Source organism: Tersicoccus sp. Bi-70 (genome assembly GCF_001968825.1).
Classification (GTDB): domain Bacteria; phylum Actinomycetota; class Actinomycetes; order Actinomycetales; family Micrococcaceae; genus Tersicoccus.
The window spans coordinates 545,316-563,833 of sequence record NZ_MIEU01000002.1 but is presented as its reverse complement, the minus strand read 5'-3'; the positions used below and the strand labels follow the sequence as shown (position 1 = coordinate 563,833).

The window sequence follows — 18,518 nt, the reverse complement described above, 5'->3', positions numbered from 1 at the left end:
ATATCCCCCTTTTTCCTCAGGAGACCTCATGAGTTCAACGGCGACCTCCGGAGCCTGGTACCGCGCCATCTCCCCCCGTCAGTGGAAGGCGTTCGTCGCCGCTTGGCTGGGTTATCTGCTGGACGGATTCGATTTCGTCATCATCACCCTCGTCCTGACGGAGGTGATCAAGGAGTTCCAGCTCTCCACCGTTCAGGGCGCGACCCTGGTCTCCGCCGCCTTCATCTCGCGCTGGTTCGGCGGTCTCGCCCTCGGCGCCTTCGCAGACCGCTTCGGCCGCAAGAACGCCATGGTGTTCAGCATCGTGCTGTTCTCCATCGGCTCGGTGCTGTGTGCGATCGCCCCCGCCTACTGGGTGCTCTTCGGCGCCCGTCTGCTGATCGGCCTCGGGATGGCCGGCGAGTACAGCTCCAGCTCGACCTACGTGATCGAGTCCTGGCCCGAGCACCTGCGCAACAAGGCGTCCGGCTTCCTGATCAGCGGGTTCTCCGTCGGCACGGTGCTCTCCGCCCAGGTGTACCGGCTGGTGGTGCCGGAGTTCGGCTGGCGGGCCCTCTTCGCCGTCGGCCTGATCCCCATCGCCGTCGCGCTCTGGCTGCGCCGCTCGCTGCCCGAGTCCGAGGACTGGACCGCCGCCCAGCAGCGGGTCGAGGCCTCCGGTGCCCGGACGCCGAACATGTTCAGCACCCTCTACCGCGGCCCGCGCGCGGCGCTGAACATCATCCTGACCGTGGTCGCGTTCGCCGCCCTGCTGCTGATCTTCTCCATCACCGGCACGCCCACCCTCGTCGTCGTCCTCGGCGCCCTGGCCTGCGCCGCCGTCTTCGTGTGGTTCATGGTGCAGTTCGAGGGGCCGCGCTGGCCCACCGGCGTGACCCTGATGGTCGTGGTCTTCACCGCATTCCTCTACTCCTGGCCCATCCAGGCCCTGCTGCCCACCTACCTGAAGACGGACCTCGGGCTGGATCCGGGCCACGTGGCCGACATGCTGTTCTTCGCCGGCTTCGGTGCGGCCGTCGGCTGTATCGTCGCCGGATTCACGGGCGACCGATTCGGCACCCGCCGCGCCTACTGGACCAGCCTGATCGTCTCCCAGGTCCTCGTGTTCCCCGTCTTCCTCATCGGGGGCAGCCAGCTCTGGCTGCTCGGCGTCCTGCTCTTCGCCCAGCAGGTGTTCGGCCAGGGCATCGCGGGCCTGCTGCCCAAGTGGATCGGCGGGTACTTCTCCGTGGACAAGCGGGCGGCCGGCCTCGGCTTCACCTACAACGTCGGTGCGCTCGGCGGCGCCGTCGCCCCCGTCCTCGGCGCCGGGCTCGCCAGCACGATGCCGCTCGGCACCGCGCTCGCCGTCCTCTCGTTCGGCCTGACCGCCGTCGTCATCGTCCTGCTCGCCGTCAACGCGCCCCTGCGCGCCCAGCAGGCCATCCGGCCGGCGCACGTGTGGCCCTCGGACAGCCAGGACGTGGTGCCCAAGGTCGTCCAGACCACCGATGGCGGCACCCTGACCCGGGCCGACCAGTAGCGTCGGAGTCGGCGCCTCCCTCTCCCATCACCATCCGCACCACCATCCGCACCACCAGCCGCACCACCAGCCGCACCACCAGCAAGGAGCATGCCTCGTGTCCACCACCCCCTTCCGTCTCTCCGGCGTCGTCCCGCCCCTCGTCACCCCGCTGACCGAGGACCGCACCCTGGACGTGCCCTCGTTCGAGCGGCTGATCGAGCGGATGCTGGCGGCGGGAGTCGACGGGGTGTTCCCGCTGGGCTCCACGAGCGAGGTGGCGTTCTGCACGGACACGATGCGGGCGCAGATCCTCGCCGAGGCGGTGCGGATCGTCGACGGCCGGGTGCCCGTGATCGCCGGGGTGATCGACATGCAGACCCCGCGGGTCCTCGAACACGTCGCCGCCGCGGTCGACGCGGGCGCGGACGCCGTCGTGGCGACGGCCCCGTTCTACGCGGTCACCGCGCCCGCCCAGGTCCGGCGCCACTTCGAGATCCTCGGCGAGCGCAGCGAGGTGCCCGTGTTCGCGTACGACATCCCGGTGTGCGTGCACACGAAGCTGGACCCTCGGATGCTCGTCGAGCTTGGCACGTCCGGGGCGATCGCCGGGGTCAAGGACTCCTCCGGCGACGACGTCTCGTTCCGGCGCCTCACGCTGCTCAACCGTGACGCCGGGTCCCCGCTGGCGGTGTTCACCGGTCACGAGTTCGTCGTCGACGGCGCCTATCTCGCCGGCGCCGACGGGGTGGTGCCCGGGCTCGGCAACGTCGACCCGGCCGGTTACGTGCGGCTGCACCGGGCCGCGTCCACGGGCGACTGGGAGGCGGCCCGCACCGAGCAGGACCGCCTCGCCCGGCTGATGGAGATCTGCCTGGTGGCACAGGACACCGCCGGCTGGGGCGCGGGCGTGGGCGCGTTCAAGACGGCCCTCGCCCATCTCGGCGTGATCGGCACCCGTCAGCTGCCCGAGCCGTTCGACGCCTTCAGCGACGCCGACGCGGCCCGGGTCGGGGCGATCCTCGACGAGGTGGGCCCGCGGGCATGACGGCGCCGGACACGGACGGCCCTGCGCCCGTCGGGCCGGTCATCGGGCTCGACGTCGGCGGCACGAAGATCTCGGCCGGCCTGGTCACGGCCGACGGCGACGTCCGGCACGAGGCCTCCGTGACCACCCCGGCCACCGCCGGCCCCGACGCGATCCTGACCGCGATGGTCACGCTCGTCCGCCCGATCGCGGCCGCCGCCGAGGCCGAGGGCTGTCCCGCCCTCGGCCTCGGCGTCGGGGCGGCCGGGGTGATCGACCCCGCCACCGGCGCCGTGACCGCCGCGACCGACCACCTGCGGAGTTGGGCCGGCACCCCGGTGGCCGACCGACTGACCACCGCGACCGGCCTCCCGGTACGGGTTGTCAACGACGTCCACGCCCACGCCCTCGGGGAGGCTCGGCGGGGAGCGGGCACCGGGCAAGCCACCGTACTGCTGGTCGCCGCCGGCACCGGGCTCGGAGGCGCGATCGTCGTCGACGGCCGCGTCCTCACCGGGTCGCGTGGGATCGCGGGCCACCTCGGCCACGTGCCCTCGCCTGAGGCCGCCGGCCTGCCCTGCTCGTGCGGCCGCACCGGCCACCTCGAGGCCGTCGCCTCCGGTGCCGGGCTGCTGGAGCGCTACCGCTCCACGATGCCGGTCAGGCAGATGGACGACGGATCGGTAGGACCGAGTGCTGCGTCCGGCGCCGACGTCTCCCGTCTCGCCGCCGCCGGGGATCCCGCTGCGCTCTCGTGCGTCGACGGCTCCGCCGCTGCACTCGGCCGGGCGATCGGCGGCTGGATCAACACGCTCGACCCCGACGTCGTCATCGTCACCGGGGGCCTCGCGCAGGCCGGTCCCCGCTGGTGGACCCGGCTGCGCGCCGCCGCCGACACCGAGACCATTCCCGCGGCGACCGGCTGCCCCGTCGTCCCCGCCGCCCTGGGAGCCCGAGCCGCCCTGATCGGCGCCGCGAGCCTGCTGACCAGCGACCACGCCGACCACGCCGACCACTCGATCGTGAGGACCAGAGCATGACCACCCCGACCGCCGCCGTCGTCGACGCCCTCCGCGGGCGTCTGATCGTCTCCTGCCAGGCCTACCCGGGAGAGCCGATGCGTCACCCGGAGACGATGGCCCAGATCGCGCAGGCCGCTGTGGCCGGCGGCGCCGCCGGCATCCGTGCCCAGGGGCTCGCCGACATCGCCCTCATCGCCGACCGGCTCCCGGGCGTGCCCCTGATCGGCCTCCGGAAGGTCGGCGCCGAGGGCGTCTTCATCACCCCGACCCTGCGGCACGCCCGGGCCGTCCGCGACGCCGGCGCGGGCATCGTCGCGATCGACGGCACCCGGCGGCCCCGACCGGACGGGCTGAGCCTGGCCGCGACCGTCGACGCCCTGCACACGGACGACGAAGGAGCCCCCGGCACGGGCACGGACAGCGGTACCGGAACCACGCCGACGCTCGTGATGGCCGACTGCGGCAGCCTCGACGACGCGCTTGCGGCCCGCGACGCCGGAGCCGACCTGATCGGCACCACCCTTGCCGGGTACACCGGCGAGCGGCCGCGGACCGACGGGCCGGACCTGGACCTGATCGCCGCCATCGCCGACCGGATCGACGACGTCCCCCTCATCGCCGAGGGCCGCATCCACACGCCCGCCCACGCCGCGGCGGCCCGGGACGCGGGCGCCCTGGCGGTCGTCGTCGGCACCGCCATCACCCACCCGACCACCATCACCGGCTGGTTCGCGTCCGCGCTCTGACCCCATCCGCCGAGCGCGGACCACTACGATCAGTCACGACCCGACCCGAGGCAGGCCATGGACGTCATCATCACCAGCGAGCACGAGAACCCCGGCAGCATCGCCGCGGACGCGATCGCGCGTCTCGTCGACCGGCAGCCGGATGCCGTCCTCGGGCTGGCCACCGGGTCCAGCCCGCTGAGCATCTACGCGGACCTCGCCGACCGGGTCGCCGCCGGCACCCTCAGCCTGGCCCGCGTGCGGGGCTTCATGCTCGACGAGTACGTCGGCCTGCCCGCCGACCACCCCGAGCGATACCGCAACGTCATCGACCGCGACCTCGTCTCCCGCACCGATCTGGATCCTGCGCTCGTGCAGGGTCCGGACGGGCTGGCCGCGGACATTCCCGCCGCCTGCGCCGCCTACGAGGACGCCATCCACGACGCCGGCGGGGTCGACCTGCAGATCCTCGGCATCGGTGCCGACGGGCACATCGGCTTCAACGAACCCGGCTCCTCCCTCGGCTCGCGCACCCGGATCAAGACCCTGACCCGGCAGACCCGCGAGGACAACGCCCGGTTCTTCGACGGCGACATCGACGCCGTGCCCGCCCACTGCCTCACGCAGGGCATCGCCACCATCATGGAAGCGCGCCGGATCGTGCTCGTCGCCGTCGGGCAGGGCAAGGCCGAGGCGGTCCACCACCTCGTCGAGGGCTCGATCTCGGCCCTGTGGCCCGCGACCGTCCTGCAGATGCACCCGGCCGTGACCGTGATCCTCGATGCCGCCTCCGCCTCCCGCCTGCAACTGGCCGAGTACTACCGCCAGACCCGTGCCGGCCGTCCCGCCTGGCAGCAGTGACCGGTACCCCGCTCGTCCTCACCGCCGCCCGCGTCGTCACCGGCGCGGGCGTGCTCGCGCCCGGCTGGGTGCGGATCGAGGGTGCCGCCGGGCGCGGGTCCATCACCGGCGTGGGCGAGGGACCGGCACGGGGCGGCGCCCTCGAGCGCGTGCTCGCGCTCGGCGACGTGACGGTGGCCCCCGGCTTCGTCGACCTGCACCAGCACGGTGGCGGGGGCGCCGCCTACACCGACGGACCGGACGCGGCGCGCACGGTCGTTGCGGCCCACCGCCGGCACGGCACGACGTCGATGCTGGCGAGCCTGGTCACGGACGGGCCGGACCGGCTCGAGGCGCAGGTGCGGGCGCTGGCGCCGCTGGTCGAGTCCGGCGACCTGCTCGGGGTGCACCTGGAGGGCCCGTGGCTCTCCCCCGCGCACCGGGGCGCTCACGATCCAGGGCTGCTGACCGCCCCGAACGCCACGGACGTGCACCGGCTGGTCACCGCCGTTCCCGGCGCCGTGCGGATGGTCACCCTCGCGCCCGAGCTGGACGGCGGCGTCGAGGCTGTCGCGGCGCTGACCGCGGCGGGCGTCGTGGCCGCCGTCGGGCACACCGACGCCTCGCTGGACCGAGGCCACGCGGCGGTGGACGCCGGCGCCCGGGTCGGCACCCACCTGTTCAACGCCGAGCGGCCGCTGCACCACCGCGAGCCCGGCGTCATTCTGGCACTGCTGCAACGGCCCGAGGTGGTCGTGGAACTGATCGCCGACGGCGTGCACGTGCACCCCGCCATGATCGCCCATGCGGCGTCCTCCGCGGCGGGCGGCTTCGCCCTCGTGACCGACGCGATGGCCGCAGCGGGCGCACCGGACGGGCCGTACCGGCTGGGGCCGCTGGACGTCGAGGTGGCCGGCGGCGTCGCCCGGGTGGCCGGGACGGACACCATCGCGGGCAGCACGCTGACCCTGGACCGGGCCGTCGCCTTCGCCGTGCGGGAGGCCGGGATCGAGCTCGAGGTCGCCCTGCGCGCGGCGTCGACCGCCCCGGCGGATGTCCTCGGCCGCCCCGACCTCGGCCGTCTGGCACCCGGTGCCCGCGCCGATCTGGTGGTACTCGACGCCGACCTCGCCGTCACCCGCGTGCTGCGCGGCGGGGCGTGGGTCTGAGCAGCGCCCGTCAGGGCAGGATGGCGTCCACGTACCCGCCGTCCACCCGCACCGCGCCGCCGGTCGTCGCGGAGGCGTACGGGGACGCGAGGTAGACCACGAGGTTGGCGATCTCCTCAGGCTCGATCAGGCGCTGCAGCAACGACTGCGGCCGGTGCTCGCGCATGAAGGTCCGCTGCGCCTCGTCCCAGGGCGCCTCGTCGCCCACGAGGGACCGCACGAAGTCCTCGACGCCGCCCGTGTGCGTCGGGCCGGCGATCACGGAGTTGACCGTCACCCCGGTGCCGGCGGCCTCCTTGGCGAAGCCGCGGGAGACGGCCAGCAGCGCCGTCTTGGTCGTGCCGTAGTGGATCATCTCCGCGGGCGTGACGACGGCGGAGTCGCTGGCGATGTTCTGCACCCGGCCCCAGCCGCGCGCCGTCATACCCGGCAGGTAGGCCCGGATCAACCGGACCGCCGTGAGCACGTTGACCTCGAAGTAGCGCCGCCACTGATCATCGGTGATCTCCAGCGCCGGCTGAGCGCCGAAGATGCCCAGGTTGTTGATCAGGATGTCGACATCGGGCAGCTTGTCGATCAGCGCGGACGCCTGCTCCTCGTCGGCCAGGTCCGCGGCGATGCCGATCAGCTCGGGCGCGTCCGTGCCCTCCTGCTGCAGGTCCGTGGTCAACGCGGCGATCGCGCGGTCCACCGAGCCCTCGCTGCGGCCGTTGATCGCGACCGTGGCGCCCGCGGCGGCGAGGCCGCGGGCGATGGCGTAGCCGATGCCCTGGGTGGAGCCGGTGACGAGTGCCGTACGCCCGGTCAGGTCGATGTTCATGGAATGCCTCCTGCTGGTCGTCTCTTCGCGCGGCTTCTCGAGGCAACCGTCGCGCGCGCCGCGGTGTTCCCCGGCGCGCTTTCACCGGCCCGCTGTCACCGGCGCTCCTGCGAGCGTCATCGGGCAGGATGGCGATCATGAACACCCCGGTGATCCGCCGTGCCACCGCCGACGACGCCGACGGCATCGCCGTCGTGCACGTCCGGGCCTGGCAGCAGACCTACGCCCCGCTGGTGCCGCCGGGGGCGCTGGACGCCCTCGAGCCGGCGGACCGGGCGCCGCACTGGCACACGATCATCACCGGTGAGCAGTCCGACGTGCTGGTGGCGACCGTCGACGACGTCGTCATCGGCTGGGCCACCGCCAGCGCGGGCCGCGGCGAGCACCTGCCCCGGGACCGGGAGCTCGAGGGTCTCTACGTCCTGGCCGAGCACCACGGCACCGGTACCGGTCAGGCCCTGCTGGACGCGGCGATCGGTGACGCGCCGGCCTTCCTGTGGGTGGCCGACGGCAACCCGCGCGCGGAAACCTTCTACCGACGCAACGGATTCGTCCGGGACGGCCGCACCATGAAGCACCGCCTCGCGGGCCACCCCGTGCCCGCGGTCCGGATGGTCCGCTGAGGGTCGGGAACGCTCGAGCCGGCTCAGTACACCGGCTTCTCCGGTTCGACGTCCCGCACCCAGGCCAGGATGCCGCCGTCGAGGTGACGGACGTCGGCGTGACCGGCCGCGATCAGGTGGCGGGCGACGACGGCGGACCGGGTGCCGGCCTTGCAGTGCAGCACGACGGGCCGGCCCGGGTCCACGGTCTCCCGGCCGGAGAGCAGCTCGTCCATCGGTACGAGCCGGGCGCCCTCGATGGCGACGATCGCCGCTTCCGGCGCCTCCCGCACGTCGATGACGTCGACCTCGACCCGGCCGGCGTCCCGGTCCGCGAGCAGCGCGGCCAGGTCCGTGGCGGTGATCGTGGGCACGTCCGGGTCGGTCGCCAACGGCTCGGCGGCCGTGTCATCCGCGTCGGACTCCAGCCCGGTGACCGGCCGACGGCCCGGATCGGGCGCGACCCGCAGTTCCCGCCACGCGGCGGTCAGCGCGTCGAACACGAGGATCCGCCCCAGCAGGGTGACGCCGGTGCCGGTGATCAGCTTGATCGCCTCGGTCGCCATCATGGAACCGACCGCCGCGCACAGCGCCCCGAACACCCCGGCCGTCGCGCAGTCGGGCACCGAGCCCGGCGCGGGCGGCTCGGGGAACAGGTCGCGGTAGGTGGGCCCGTGCCGGCCCCAGAAGACGCTCACCTGGCCGTCGAACCGCAGGATCGATCCCCAGACGACGGGCCGGCCGGTCAGTTCCGCCGCGTCGCTGACCAGGTAGCGGGTGGCGAAGTTGTCGGTGCCGTCGATCACCAGGTCGTACCGTCCCAGCAGGTCGAGCGCGGTGGCGGCGGTGAGCCGCTCGGCGTGCCGGACCACGGTCACGAGCGGGTTGAGGGCGGTGACCGCGTCCGCCGCGGAGTCCACCTTGAGCCGGCCGACGTCCTCGACCCGGTGGATCACCTGCCGCTGCAGGTTGGAGGTGTCGACGACGTCGTCGTCGATCACGCCGATCGTGCCGACGCCGGCGGCGGCCAGGTACAGCAGCACGGGTGACCCGAGCCCGCCGGCACCGACGACGAGCACCCGGGCGTTCTTCAGCCGTCGCTGCCCGTCGAGCCCGACGTCGGGCAGGATCACCTGCCGCGAGTAGCGGGCGGTCTCCTCCCGGGTCAACAGCTCCGCGGGTTCGACGAGGGGCGGCAGCGGTGGGACAGCGGACGCAGCAGCACTCACAGGTCCGCCCGCCCGTCCATCGGTGAGGAGGCGACCGCACCGTGATGGCGCCGGGGGATCCGTCCGGCGCCGGCGGCGAGCCGCCCGGACTCGACCGCCAGGCGCATGGCGGCGGCCATCCGCACCGGGTCCTCCGCCCGGGTCACGGCGGTGGCGAGCAGCACCGCGTCGCAGCCGAGCTCCATCGCGAGCGCCGCGTCCGACGCCGTGCCGATCCCGGCGTCCAGGACGACCGGCACCCCGGCCCGGGACACGATCAGCTCGATGTTGTGCGGGTTCAGGACGCCGAGGCCCGTGCCGATCGGGGCGCCGAGCGGCATCACGGCCGCCGCACCCAGGTCCTCGAGCCGTCTCGCGGTGGCCGGATCGTCGTTGGTGTAGGCGAAAACCTGGAAGCCCGAGGCGACCAGTCGTTCGGTCGCCTCCAGGGTCTCGACCACGTCGGGCAGCAGCGTCGTCTCGTCGGCGATCACCTCGAGCTTGACCCACGAGGTCTCGAGCGCTTCCCGCGCGAGTTCGGCGGTCAGCACGGCCTCGGTCGCGGTCATGCAGCCGGCCGTGTTCGGCAGCACCCGCATGCCCATGCCGGCGAGCAGGTCGAACAACCCCGCACCCTGGCCGACCGTGTGGCGGCGCAGGGCCACGGTGGTCAGCTCGGTACCGGAGGCTCGCAGCGCGGCGTCCAGTCCGTGCAGGCTGGGCGCGCCGCCGGTCCCCATGATCAACCGGGACCCCAGCGTCACCCCGTCGATCACCAGGGGCGCGTCGGTGGTCGGCTGGGTGTCGTGCTCGGTGTTCTGCTCGGTGTCGTGCTCGGTGTTCTGCTCGGTGTCGTGCTCGGTGGCCGTCATCTCAACCACCCTGCACCGCCGTCAGGATCTCGACGCGCGAGCCGGCGGCGGGAACCACGGTCGCCCACGAACTGCGGGGAACCACGGCGCCGTCGACTGCGACGGCGACCCCCAGCGGGCGGCCGTCCTGCGCGGTGCCGGACGCGGACACGGCGCGGCCGGTGCGCTCGGCGACGAGGTCGCGGCAGGTCCTCGAGCGGTGCGGCGCCCGCTCCCCGTTCACGGTGATGGTGGGGTCGGCGCCGAGGACGGTGTCCGCAGCGGCCGGGACGCCCGGCAGGTCGGTGGTCATGGTGTCTCCTGGGGTGGGGCTCGGTCAGGACGGGGGTGAACATGAGGGCGTCGGGTCAGGGCGCCGTGGCTCGAGGGATCAGGGCGAATCGGTCGGGGTCGCAGGGCTCGGCCACCGGCAGCGGGTCGCCCACCAGCAGTCCCCGCACGGCGGCCCCGGCGAGCGGGGTGAGGAGCACGCCGTGCCGGAAGAAACCAGTGGCGAGGACGAGTCCGGCGACGGCGGCACCGTCGGCGTCGCGCATCCGGCCGAGCAGCGGCATGTTGTCCGGGGTGCCGGGGCGTGCCCGGGCCACGGCGTCGGTGATGGTGGCCTCGGCCAGCGCCGGCAGCAGGGTGATCCCGTCGCGCAGCAGGGTGTGGACCCCGCCGGCCTGCAGCCCGGACCCGCCGTCCTCACGGGCGGTGGCGCCGAGCACGAGTGTGCCGTCGAACCGGGGAACCACGTAGACGGGCACGCCCCGCACGATCGCGCGGACCGTGTGGGTCAGGGCGGGGAATCCGGCCGGCGGCCGCAGCCGCAGGACGTCCCCGTGCACCGGACGCAGCGGCAGCGGGGCCGGCAGTCCGGGCAGATCGGCAGCGACACCCGTCGCCACGATCGTCTCGTCGGCCTCGACGGTCGAGCCGTCCGCCAGGCGCGCCCCGGCCACGCGACCACCAGAGGACCCGGATGTCCCGGACCCCGCGGGCGTGCTCAGCAGGGCCTCGGCCCGCTGCGCGATCACCCGCACGCCGAGCGCCTCGAGGGCGGCCAACAGCGCCCGGCTGAGCACCCGCGGGTCGACCTGGTGATCGTGCGGCAGCAGGTACGCGGCCGTCAGGTGGGGGCCGAGCAGCGGCTCGCGCCGCCGGGCCTCACGCGTGGTCAGCTGCTCGACGTCCAGTCCCAGCCGGAGCTGAACCCTGTACAGGGCGGCCAGGGCGTCCCGGTCGGCGGCGTCGAACCCGCACACCAGGGTGGGCGTCGTCGCGTAGCCGGCGTCCCGGCCGCTGACCGCGGCGACGTCGTCGACGAAGCCGCGGTACCGGCGGGCGGAGTCCAGCGTCAGCGGCAGGAGCGCTTCCTCCTGGTGGGCCAGTTCGGCGACGGGGGCGATCATCCCGGCGGCCGCGTGGGTGGCGCCGGACGCGGGTGCGGGGTCGACCACCGTGACCGGGTGACCCGCGCGGGCCAGGGTGAAGGCGATCCCCAGGCCGACGACCCCGGCACCGAGGACGAGGACATCGCCCGACTGGTTGCCTGACAAGGCGCTCCCTTCGGCGGCATGATCCGCATCAGGTTCGGACGGTCGGTGTCGAACACCCTCTCAGCCACCCGTCAGACGAGCGTGCTCGCGTCGTGGCTCCCGTGATCTGGCCCCTACTGTAGTCACCATGTCCGTCCCCCCGACACCACCGGCCACGGCCGGAACCGACCCCGGCCGTGCGGCTCCTGCTCTGGCCACGGCCCGGCTCTACCTGTGCGTCGACGCCCGCCGCGAGCAGGGCGACCTGCGCGACCTCGTCCGCGCCGCCTACGCCGGAGGCGTCGACATCGTCCAGCTGCGGGACAAGGACATCGAGGGCGCGGACGAGCTCGGGGCCCTCGCCGTCCTCCGGGAGGAGGCGGAGCGCGCGGGCCGGGCGTTCGCCGTCAACGACCGCGCCGACATCGCCCGGCTGGCCTCGGCCGACGTCCTGCACCTCGGCCAGCGGGATCTGACCCCGGCCCAGGCGCGCACGCTGCTGCCGGCCGGATGCCGGATCGGGCTGTCCACGCACGACCCGGACCAGCTGGCCGCCGCCCGGCAGAACCCGGACGTCGACTACTACTGCGTCGGCCCGGTCTGGGCCACCCCCACGAAGCCCGGCCGCGCCGCGGTCGGCCTGGACCTGGTGCGGCTCGCAGCGGCGGCGGACGCCGCGAGCGGTACCGCGACGGGCACTGCCGACGGCGGCACGCCGTGGTTCGCGATCGGCGGCATCGACCACCACACGATCGGCGAGGTCGTGGCCGCGGGAGCCCGCCGGGTCGTCGTCGTGCGCGCGATCACCGAGGCCTCCGATCCGCAGGACGCCGCACGGCGTCTGGTCGAGGCGCTGCCACCCCTGCCCTCGACCTGAACCGGCCGGGTCAGGACTCCTTCTCCCGCGCCTTCGCGGTCGCGCGGTCGTTGGCCTTCTGGATGGCGGCGACCAGCTCGTCCTTCGTCATGGAGGAACGGCCGCGCACGTCCAACCGCCTCGCGACGTCCAACAGGTGCGTCTTCGTGGCGTTGGCGTCCACCCCGCCGGCGGTCTTCCCGGGCGAGCCGACCGTGCCCTCGGCCTTCTCGTCCGACGGCCCGGACTCCGCCTTCTCCTCCCAGCGGTCCCCGACCTTCTCGTACTGATGCTTGAGGGCCGCGAACGCCGTCCGGTGCGCCCGCTCGCCTTCGCCGTACGACTCGACCGCGGAGTCGTGCGCGGCGGACCACACCTCCTGCGCGTGCTTCGGCGACCGCGCAACGGTCGAGGGCATCTCCTCACGAGCGGGCACGGCAGCCTCCTGGGCGGACGGTCATGGTGCGCTCATCCTCGTGGGCGGCAGGACCGTGCGCAACCACGGGCGACGCCGACGGAAGAGGGAACGGAGGAGAACTGCAGGTCGGAAGTGTGAGGAATCCCTCAGCCTGCTGTTGTTTCCGGCCCCTGACGGGTACTGTTGAGGAGAAGCGACAAGCGATCTGCTTGTTGCTCCAGTGCAGTCACGGCGGTTCCATCCGTCAGCAGGCTGTTGACGAGCGGAACTTCCATCTCCTCAGTGACCTTCCCCGCCGAACGGCGGAAGGGTGCCACGTCCTCGACGACCGGCACCGCTGAACGTCCTTCACCTCTCCCGCAGCACTACACGACGGTGGCTGCCACCATTCGTGCCCAGGGTCTCCTGGAGCGTGCGCGCGGATTCTACCTCGCCGTCGGCATCGTCCTCGCGGTGGCGCTGGCCGGGGCCGTCACGGGCTCGATACTCCTGGGTGAGAGCTGGTTCCAGCTGCTCATCGCGGCGGCTCTCGGCGTCATCTTCACGCAGATCGCCTTCGTCGCTCACGAGGCGTCCCACCGCCAGATCCTCAGCTCCGGCCCAGCGAACGACCGTCTCGGTCGACTGCTGGCCACCGCGGGCGTCGGGATGAGCTACGCGTGGTGGATGAACAAGCACAACCGGCACCACGCCAATCCGAACAAGATCGGCAAGGACCCGGACATCGAGGTGGACACCATCTCGTTCATCCCCGAGGACGCGGCGAAGCGACGCGGGCTGCTGGCGCGGCTGACGCAGCGTCAGGGGTACTTCTTCTTCCCGCTGCTGACGCTGGAGGGTTTCAACCTCCACTACCGCTCCTTCGCCGCTCTCGCCTCGCGCGGCGAGGTGAAGGGCCGCTGGATCGAGATCGGGTCCATCGTCGCCCGGTTCGCGCTGTACCTCGGCGTGCTGTTCGCGTTCCTGCCGCTCGGGATGGCCTTCGCCTTCCTCGGTGTGCAGATGGCCGTGTTCGGCGTCTACATGGGGGCGTCGTTCGCCCCCAACCACAAGGGCATGCCGGTGGTGCCCCGCGACGTGAAGCTGGACTTCTTCAGCAAGCAGGTCCGCACCTCCCGCAACATCGAGGGCGGCTGGTGGGCGTCGACGCTGATGGGCGGGCTCAACCACCAGGTCGAGCACCACCTGTTCCCCAACATGCCGCGCCCCCACCTGGCACGAGCGCGACGCATCGTCCGCGAGTACTGCCAGACCCACCAGGTCCCCTACACGGAGACCTCCCTGTTCCGGTCCTACGGCATCGTCATTTCCTACCTGAACACGGTGGGACTGGCGGCCAGGGATCCGTTCGAGTGCCCGGTGATCGCCCAACTGCGGCGGTCCTGAGTTCCCGAATACCGAAAGATGTCCTTGCCTCCGGCGAGGGCAGGCCGCCCAACTCGGCGGCCAGCAACAAAGAAAAAAAGGAAAAAGCATCATGGCTACAGGCACCGTCAAGTGGTTCAACTCCGAAAAGGGCTTCGGCTTCATCGCTCCCGATGACGGCTCCGCCGACGTGTTCGCGCACTTCAGCGCGATCGCGGGCGACGGCTACCGCAACCTCGAGGAGAACCAGAAGGTCGAGTTCGAGACGACGCGCGGCGCGAAGGGCATGCAGGCCGAGAACATCCGCGCCCTCTGAGCCTCACTTCGCTCTGATCGAGCCGCCCCTGGATCATCCGGGGGCGGCTCGTTCTGTTCGTGGCCGCATGACGACGCCGGTCACGGTGTCGTCGGCTCCGCCGCCGCATGCGAAAATGGGGACGTCCTATGAAGCAGAAGCACTTCCGCGCCACTCGGCGCGACACGAATCCCGCGGGTCTGGACCTGAACGCCGTCGAGGCGTCGCTGGTCGAGGCCCCCGACGAGCGACGGCGCACGCGGCTGCGCGGCTATCTCGGGGCGGCCCTGGCGATCGGCCTCGGCGTCGGCGCCCTGACGGCACCGCTCGGCGTCGCCGCCGCGGTCACCGGGGACGACGTCGTCGGCTACTGGGACTCGCTGCCCTCGGAACTCCCCCTGGAGAAGTCGCTGCCGCAGCACACCGTCCTGCTGGACTCGGACGGCAAGGAGTTCGCGCGCCTCTACAGCGAGAACCGGATCGACGTGAAGCGCGAGGACATCTCCGCGACCTTCGTCGACGCGCTCGTGGCCACCGAGGACGCCCGCTTCTACGACCACCACGGCGCCGACCCGATGGGCATCGTCCGCGCCGCCCTGCACAACAGCGGCTCCACCTCCCGGCAGGGCGCCTCGACCATCACGCAGCAGCTGGTGCAGAACATCCTGATCAACTCGGCGCGGGACGAGACCGAGCAGCGGGTGGCCCAGGGCGACACGCCGAACGACAAGATCCGCGAGATCAAGTACGCGGTCAACCTCGAGAAGCAGCTCTCGAAGGACGAGATCCTCACCCGCTACGCCAACACCGTCTACTTCGGCAACGGCGCGTACGGCGTGGAGGCGGCCGCCCGCACCTACTTCAGCACCAGCGCGAAGAACCTGACCGTCCCACAGGCGGCGACCCTGGTGGGGCTGCTGCGCGGTCCCACGGTCTACGACCCCTTCACCCACCCGGACGCCTCCCAGGCGCGCCGCAACGTCGTGCTCGGTCGCATGCACGCCGTCAACCGGCTGGGCACCGATCAGCTCGCCACGGCCACCGCCGCGCCGCTGGCGATCCACCGCGGGTCGCTGACCAACGGCTGCGGCCGGTCGACGTTCCCGTTCTACTGCTCGCTGGTCCGGGACGAGATCCTCACGGACCCGGCCTTCGGCGCGACGGCGGAGGAACGCGAGGACCGGCTCTCCCGCGGCGGCATGACCATCACCACGGCGCTGGACCACAAGGCCATGACCTCGGCGAACACCGCCGTGCACCGCGCGATGAACGACACCAACCGCGGGGCGCTCGGACTCGCCGTCGTCACCCCCGGCACCGGGAAGGTCACCGCCGTCGCCCAGAACCGCGGCTGGGGCAGCGGACCGGGCAAGACGGAGATCACGTACGCCACCAGCACGTTCCAGCCGGGGTCGACGATGAAGCCGATCACCCTGGCCACCGCGCTGGAGCAGGGCATCCCGGCCACCACGAAATTCCACGCGTCGGCCTACTACACACCGGAGAGCCTCGCGGCACCCGAGGGCGGCTACTCGAACTACGGGTTGCAGGACTTCGGGGTGATCGACGCGCGCGGGGCCATCAAGGTCTCCTCGAACACCTACTTCATCCAGCTGATCGAGAAGACCGGGGTGCTCCCGGTCGCCGACATGGCGGCGCGACTCGGCATCACCTCGATCCCGCGCACGGGCCCGCGCGCCCTGACCGGCAACGAGGCGTACCTGACGCTCGGCGCGTACGAGATCTCCCCGCTGCAGATGGCGAACGCCTACGCGACCTTCGTCTCGGGCGGCACCGAGTGCCGCACCCACACCATCGTCTCGGCGGCGCGCTCGGACACCGGCACGAAGCTGGCCGTGCCCGACGCCGACTGCCACCAGGCCATCGCCCCCGCCGTCGCGAACACCGTCGGCGACGCCCTCAAGCAGACCTTCACGCCGGGCGGAACGATCGGCCCCACCGGCGGGCTGCCCGGACGCGAGGCCGGCGCCAAGACGGGCACGACGAACGACTACCAGGCGAACTGGGTCGTCGGCGTGACCCCTCAGGCCTCGACCGCCGTGTGGCTCGGTGACCCGCGCGGCGGTGCCGCCCATCCCCTGACCGAGCTGGACGCGTACGGCCGGAAGTTCTACGACCTCACGGGCGCCGAGGTCGCCGCGCCCGTGTGGAAGGAGACCATGACGGGGCTGCTCCAGGGCGTCAAGGGCGTGCCCATGCCGAAGGCGAACGACGCCGCCACGTCCTCCTCGACCTCCCGGTACGTGCCGGACGTGCGTGGCCTGTCGGTCGACGCGGCGATGACCCAGCTGCGCGCGAACGACCTGGAGCCGGTGCTCGAGAAGCGGACCGCACCGGCGCAGTCGCCCATCGGCCCCGGCGTCGTCATCGGCCAGACCCCCGTCGCGGGAGCCGTGACCGGCCACCGCCAGGAGGTCCGGCTGACCCTCTCGGCCGGCAGCGACACCAGCATCCGGCCCCCCGAGAAGGAGCAGTGACCTCGTGCTGATCTCCCAGCGGGTGCGCAACGACCCGCGCCGCACCGTCATCGTCGCCGTCGCCGTGCTCGTGGTGATCGGCGTGATCGGCTCCGCCCTGGTGGGGCTGGCCGGCTTCCTGGTCTCCCCTCCCGCCGCACCACCCGTCGCCGCCGCGGCACCGACGGCCACCCCGACGGTGCGGTCCGCCGCCTGGACGCCGACGCCGGCCGACGACGTGCTCACCGCGACCCTCTCCTCCCCGCCCACCGGCTGGAGCCGCAGCGGCGACGTCGGCCACGGCGCCGGCGCACCCGCGCCGTACTCGTGCCCCGCCGAGGGCACGTCCCCGGCCACCTCCGTCAGCGCCGCCTTCACGGTGGACAACGCCCCGGTGACCGTGACGGCGCAGGCCTTCACCGCCGGGCAGGGCGCCAAGGTCCAGGACACCCTCGCTGCCGCCGCCGGTAGCTGCGCAGGCGGCGCCGACCAGCAGGAACTGGGCGACGAGGGGCCCGGCGAGAGCCCCCGGCGGGCGACCGCCACCCGCGGCGGAGTGGACAGCGCCGTCGTCTCCTGGCGTCGCGGCGACGTGCTGATCTTCCTCTCCGGCACCCCCGGCCAGGACCTGAGCCGGTACGCCCGCGACCTCGACGGGGCGCTCGAGTCGCGCCTGGGCGCCGTGTGCGCGGCCCAGGACTCGACCGCCGCGGACGCGGTCCGGTCGCCGTACCGGTCCGGGTACCTCCCCTACACCGTCACCAGCACGGTCAGGATCCCGGCCCCCTCCACGCCCAGCCCGAGCACCGGGAACGCCACGCTGCCGGCGCCGAGCCTGATCGACCGCGTCGCGTCGCCCGCCGCCCCGCGCGACTACCCGGTGTGGCCGCCGATGCCCGCCCCCGTGAGCGAACCGGTGCTGCCCGAGGCGCCGTCCGCGTCCCCGCCGACCGCGAAGGACGTGCGGGTGCCCGCGGCCGACGAGACCGGGCCCGGCTGCGGCTGGTCCTTCACGGGGATGAAGGCCCCCGCCACGGACGCCGCCTCGATCGCGGCCGCCCGGACCCGCGCCGAGGACGCCGGGCGCGGCCAGCTGCAGAACGACGCCCGGACGTGGCAGACGGAGGTCAGCCGGTACTGGAAGGACTACGGGTCCTACGAGAAGGCCGTCCCGGCGTACCTGGCCTACCGGGACAAGGTGGACGCGGTCAACGCCGCGTGGTCCGTGATCGACGGGCAGTGGGCGCAGTACCGGTCCGATCTGGCCACCTACCAGGGCGCGATCGCCGCCCGTCAGGACTTCCTGGCCCGCCAGGCGCAGGCGCAGGACGACTACGACGCCGCCGTGCAACGGTGCGAGGCTCCCGAGCCCTCGCCGTCACCGTCCCCGTCGTCGAAGCCGTCGCCCTCGCCGTCGGCGAAGCCGTCCGAGAAGCCGTCGCCGTCGCCCTCCCCGTCGAAGGAGGCGCCGTCGCCGTCACCGTCCCCGTCGCCGACCAAGAAGGCCCCGCCGGCGAAGAAGTCCGACACGACGTCCGGCAGCACGAAGGGCGCCGTCCTCCTCGGCGGATCCCGGGTGCAGGTGATCACGACGGTCCTCACGGCGCCGACCGCCCGCGAGGGGTGCCCCGCGGACCGGCCGAGCATCCTCGATCAGGATCCGCCCTCGATCCCGGCGGCGCCGACGCCTCCGGCCGACCCCCGCCCCGCCTCTGCTCGCTGACCTACCGGCTCGCTGAGAAGCCGGCGCGGGACTGCTCCTCGTCGGACGTCCCCCACCGTTGCCACCCCCCGCCGGGGC

The 18,518-nt window shown here is 73.0% G+C and carries 19 protein-coding genes and 1 riboswitch; of the genes, 12 read left to right on the top strand and 7 right to left on the bottom strand.

The genetic code is table 11. The annotated features are described in order from the left end of the window. Positions 1-28 precede the first annotated feature (28 nt). The 6 genes from BGP79_RS02755 to BGP79_RS02730 all read left to right on the top strand — a co-directional run bounded on the left by BGP79_RS02755 (position 29) and on the right by BGP79_RS02730 (position 6,284). Entirely contained in the window at positions 29-1,522 is a 1,494-nt protein-coding gene (locus BGP79_RS02755) for an MFS transporter (RefSeq protein WP_076693085.1), read from the top strand. Between the two features lie 97 nt (positions 1,523-1,619). Continuing rightward, positions 1,620-2,549 (top strand): dihydrodipicolinate synthase family protein, encoded by a 930-nt coding sequence (locus BGP79_RS02750; protein ID WP_076693084.1) that lies wholly within the window; start codon positions 1,620-1,622, stop codon positions 2,547-2,549. Further along, a complete protein-coding gene (locus BGP79_RS02745) occupies positions 2,546-3,568 on the top strand; it encodes an ROK family protein (RefSeq protein WP_076693083.1) in 1,023 nt (340 codons plus the stop codon). Before BGP79_RS02750 ends, BGP79_RS02745 begins: the two co-directional genes overlap by 4 nt. Continuing rightward, positions 3,565-4,296, top strand: coding sequence for an N-acetylmannosamine-6-phosphate 2-epimerase (locus BGP79_RS02740; RefSeq protein WP_076693082.1), 732 nt, complete (start codon positions 3,565-3,567; stop codon positions 4,294-4,296). Before BGP79_RS02745 ends, BGP79_RS02740 begins: the two co-directional genes overlap by 4 nt. A gap of 57 nt (positions 4,297-4,353) precedes the next feature. Next, a complete protein-coding gene (gene nagB, locus BGP79_RS02735) occupies positions 4,354-5,136 on the top strand; it encodes a glucosamine-6-phosphate deaminase (RefSeq protein WP_076693081.1) in 783 nt (260 codons plus the stop codon). After that, a complete protein-coding gene (locus BGP79_RS02730; RefSeq protein WP_143588270.1) occupies positions 5,133-6,284 on the top strand; it encodes an N-acetylglucosamine-6-phosphate deacetylase in 1,152 nt (383 codons plus the stop codon). Before nagB ends, BGP79_RS02730 begins: the two co-directional genes overlap by 4 nt. A 10-nt stretch (positions 6,285-6,294) precedes the next feature. On the opposite strand, the gene BGP79_RS02725 is transcribed toward BGP79_RS02730, so the two are convergent. Continuing rightward, positions 6,295-7,104: an SDR family NAD(P)-dependent oxidoreductase gene (locus tag BGP79_RS02725; RefSeq protein ID WP_076693080.1), complete on the bottom strand. Its 810-nt coding sequence runs from the start codon at positions 7,102-7,104 to the stop codon at positions 6,295-6,297. 137 nt (positions 7,105-7,241) lie between these two features. Here BGP79_RS02725 and BGP79_RS02720 point away from each other — a divergent pair, with 137 nt between their 5' ends. Further along, positions 7,242-7,727: a GNAT family N-acetyltransferase gene (locus BGP79_RS02720; protein WP_076693079.1), complete on the top strand. Its 486-nt coding sequence runs from the start codon at positions 7,242-7,244 to the stop codon at positions 7,725-7,727. A 23-nt stretch (positions 7,728-7,750) separates the two neighbouring features. Here the strand turns inward: BGP79_RS02720 and moeB are convergent, their stop codons facing one another. The 4 genes from moeB to thiO all read right to left on the bottom strand — a co-directional run bounded on the left by moeB (position 7,751) and on the right by thiO (position 11,327). After that, complete coding sequence (gene moeB, locus BGP79_RS02715) at positions 7,751-8,935, bottom strand: molybdopterin-synthase adenylyltransferase MoeB (protein WP_076693078.1); 1,185 nt, start codon at positions 8,933-8,935, stop codon at positions 7,751-7,753. Further along, positions 8,932-9,786, bottom strand: coding sequence for a thiazole synthase (locus BGP79_RS02710; RefSeq protein ID WP_076693077.1), 855 nt, complete (start codon positions 9,784-9,786; stop codon positions 8,932-8,934). Before BGP79_RS02710 ends, moeB begins: the two co-directional genes overlap by 4 nt. Position 9,787: 1 nt before the next feature. Beyond that, positions 9,788-10,078 (bottom strand): sulfur carrier protein ThiS, encoded by a 291-nt coding sequence (gene thiS, locus BGP79_RS02705; protein ID WP_083701490.1) that lies wholly within the window; start codon positions 10,076-10,078, stop codon positions 9,788-9,790. Between the two features lie 55 nt (positions 10,079-10,133). Next, positions 10,134-11,327, bottom strand: a complete 1,194-nt coding sequence (gene thiO, locus BGP79_RS02700; protein WP_076693312.1) for a glycine oxidase ThiO — start codon at positions 11,325-11,327, stop codon at positions 10,134-10,136. Then, a riboswitch (TPP riboswitch) is annotated at positions 11,316-11,440 on the bottom strand. It overlaps the preceding gene by 12 nt. Before the next feature lie 14 nt (positions 11,441-11,454). Between thiO and thiE the strand changes: the two genes are divergently transcribed. After that, a complete protein-coding gene (thiE, locus tag BGP79_RS02695) occupies positions 11,455-12,183 on the top strand; it encodes a thiamine phosphate synthase (protein ID WP_076693076.1) in 729 nt (242 codons plus the stop codon). 10 nt (positions 12,184-12,193) lie between these two features. Here thiE and BGP79_RS02690 read toward each other — a convergent pair whose 3' ends face one another. Together BGP79_RS02690 and BGP79_RS16680 are read right to left on the bottom strand one after the other, a co-directional pair. Next, positions 12,194-12,598, bottom strand: coding sequence for a ChaB family protein (locus BGP79_RS02690; RefSeq protein WP_076693075.1), 405 nt, complete (start codon positions 12,596-12,598; stop codon positions 12,194-12,196). A gap of 128 nt (positions 12,599-12,726) precedes the next feature. Beyond that, on the bottom strand, positions 12,727-12,915 hold the full coding sequence (locus BGP79_RS16680; RefSeq protein WP_198928416.1) for a hypothetical protein: 189 nt from the start codon (positions 12,913-12,915) through the stop codon (positions 12,727-12,729). On the opposite strand from BGP79_RS16680, the gene BGP79_RS02685 reads away from it, so the two are divergent. From BGP79_RS02685 to BGP79_RS16675, 4 genes are all read left to right on the top strand, one after another. Next, positions 12,854-13,966, top strand: a complete 1,113-nt coding sequence (locus tag BGP79_RS02685) for a fatty acid desaturase (RefSeq protein WP_369800154.1) — start codon at positions 12,854-12,856, stop codon at positions 13,964-13,966. The two genes, BGP79_RS16680 and BGP79_RS02685, sit on opposite strands and share 62 nt — an antisense overlap. Before the next feature lie 91 nt (positions 13,967-14,057). Beyond that, complete coding sequence (locus tag BGP79_RS02680; protein ID WP_076693073.1) at positions 14,058-14,261, top strand: cold-shock protein; 204 nt, start codon at positions 14,058-14,060, stop codon at positions 14,259-14,261. 128 nt (positions 14,262-14,389) lie between these two features. Beyond that, the gene (locus BGP79_RS02675; protein WP_143588269.1) at positions 14,390-16,738 is read left to right on the top strand and encodes a transglycosylase domain-containing protein; all 2,349 of its coding nucleotides are present in this window, start codon (positions 14,390-14,392) and stop codon (positions 16,736-16,738) included. 4 nt (positions 16,739-16,742) lie between these two features. Then, entirely contained in the window at positions 16,743-18,440 is a 1,698-nt protein-coding gene (locus BGP79_RS16675; protein ID WP_076693072.1) for a hypothetical protein, read from the top strand. Positions 18,441-18,518 lie beyond the last annotated feature (78 nt).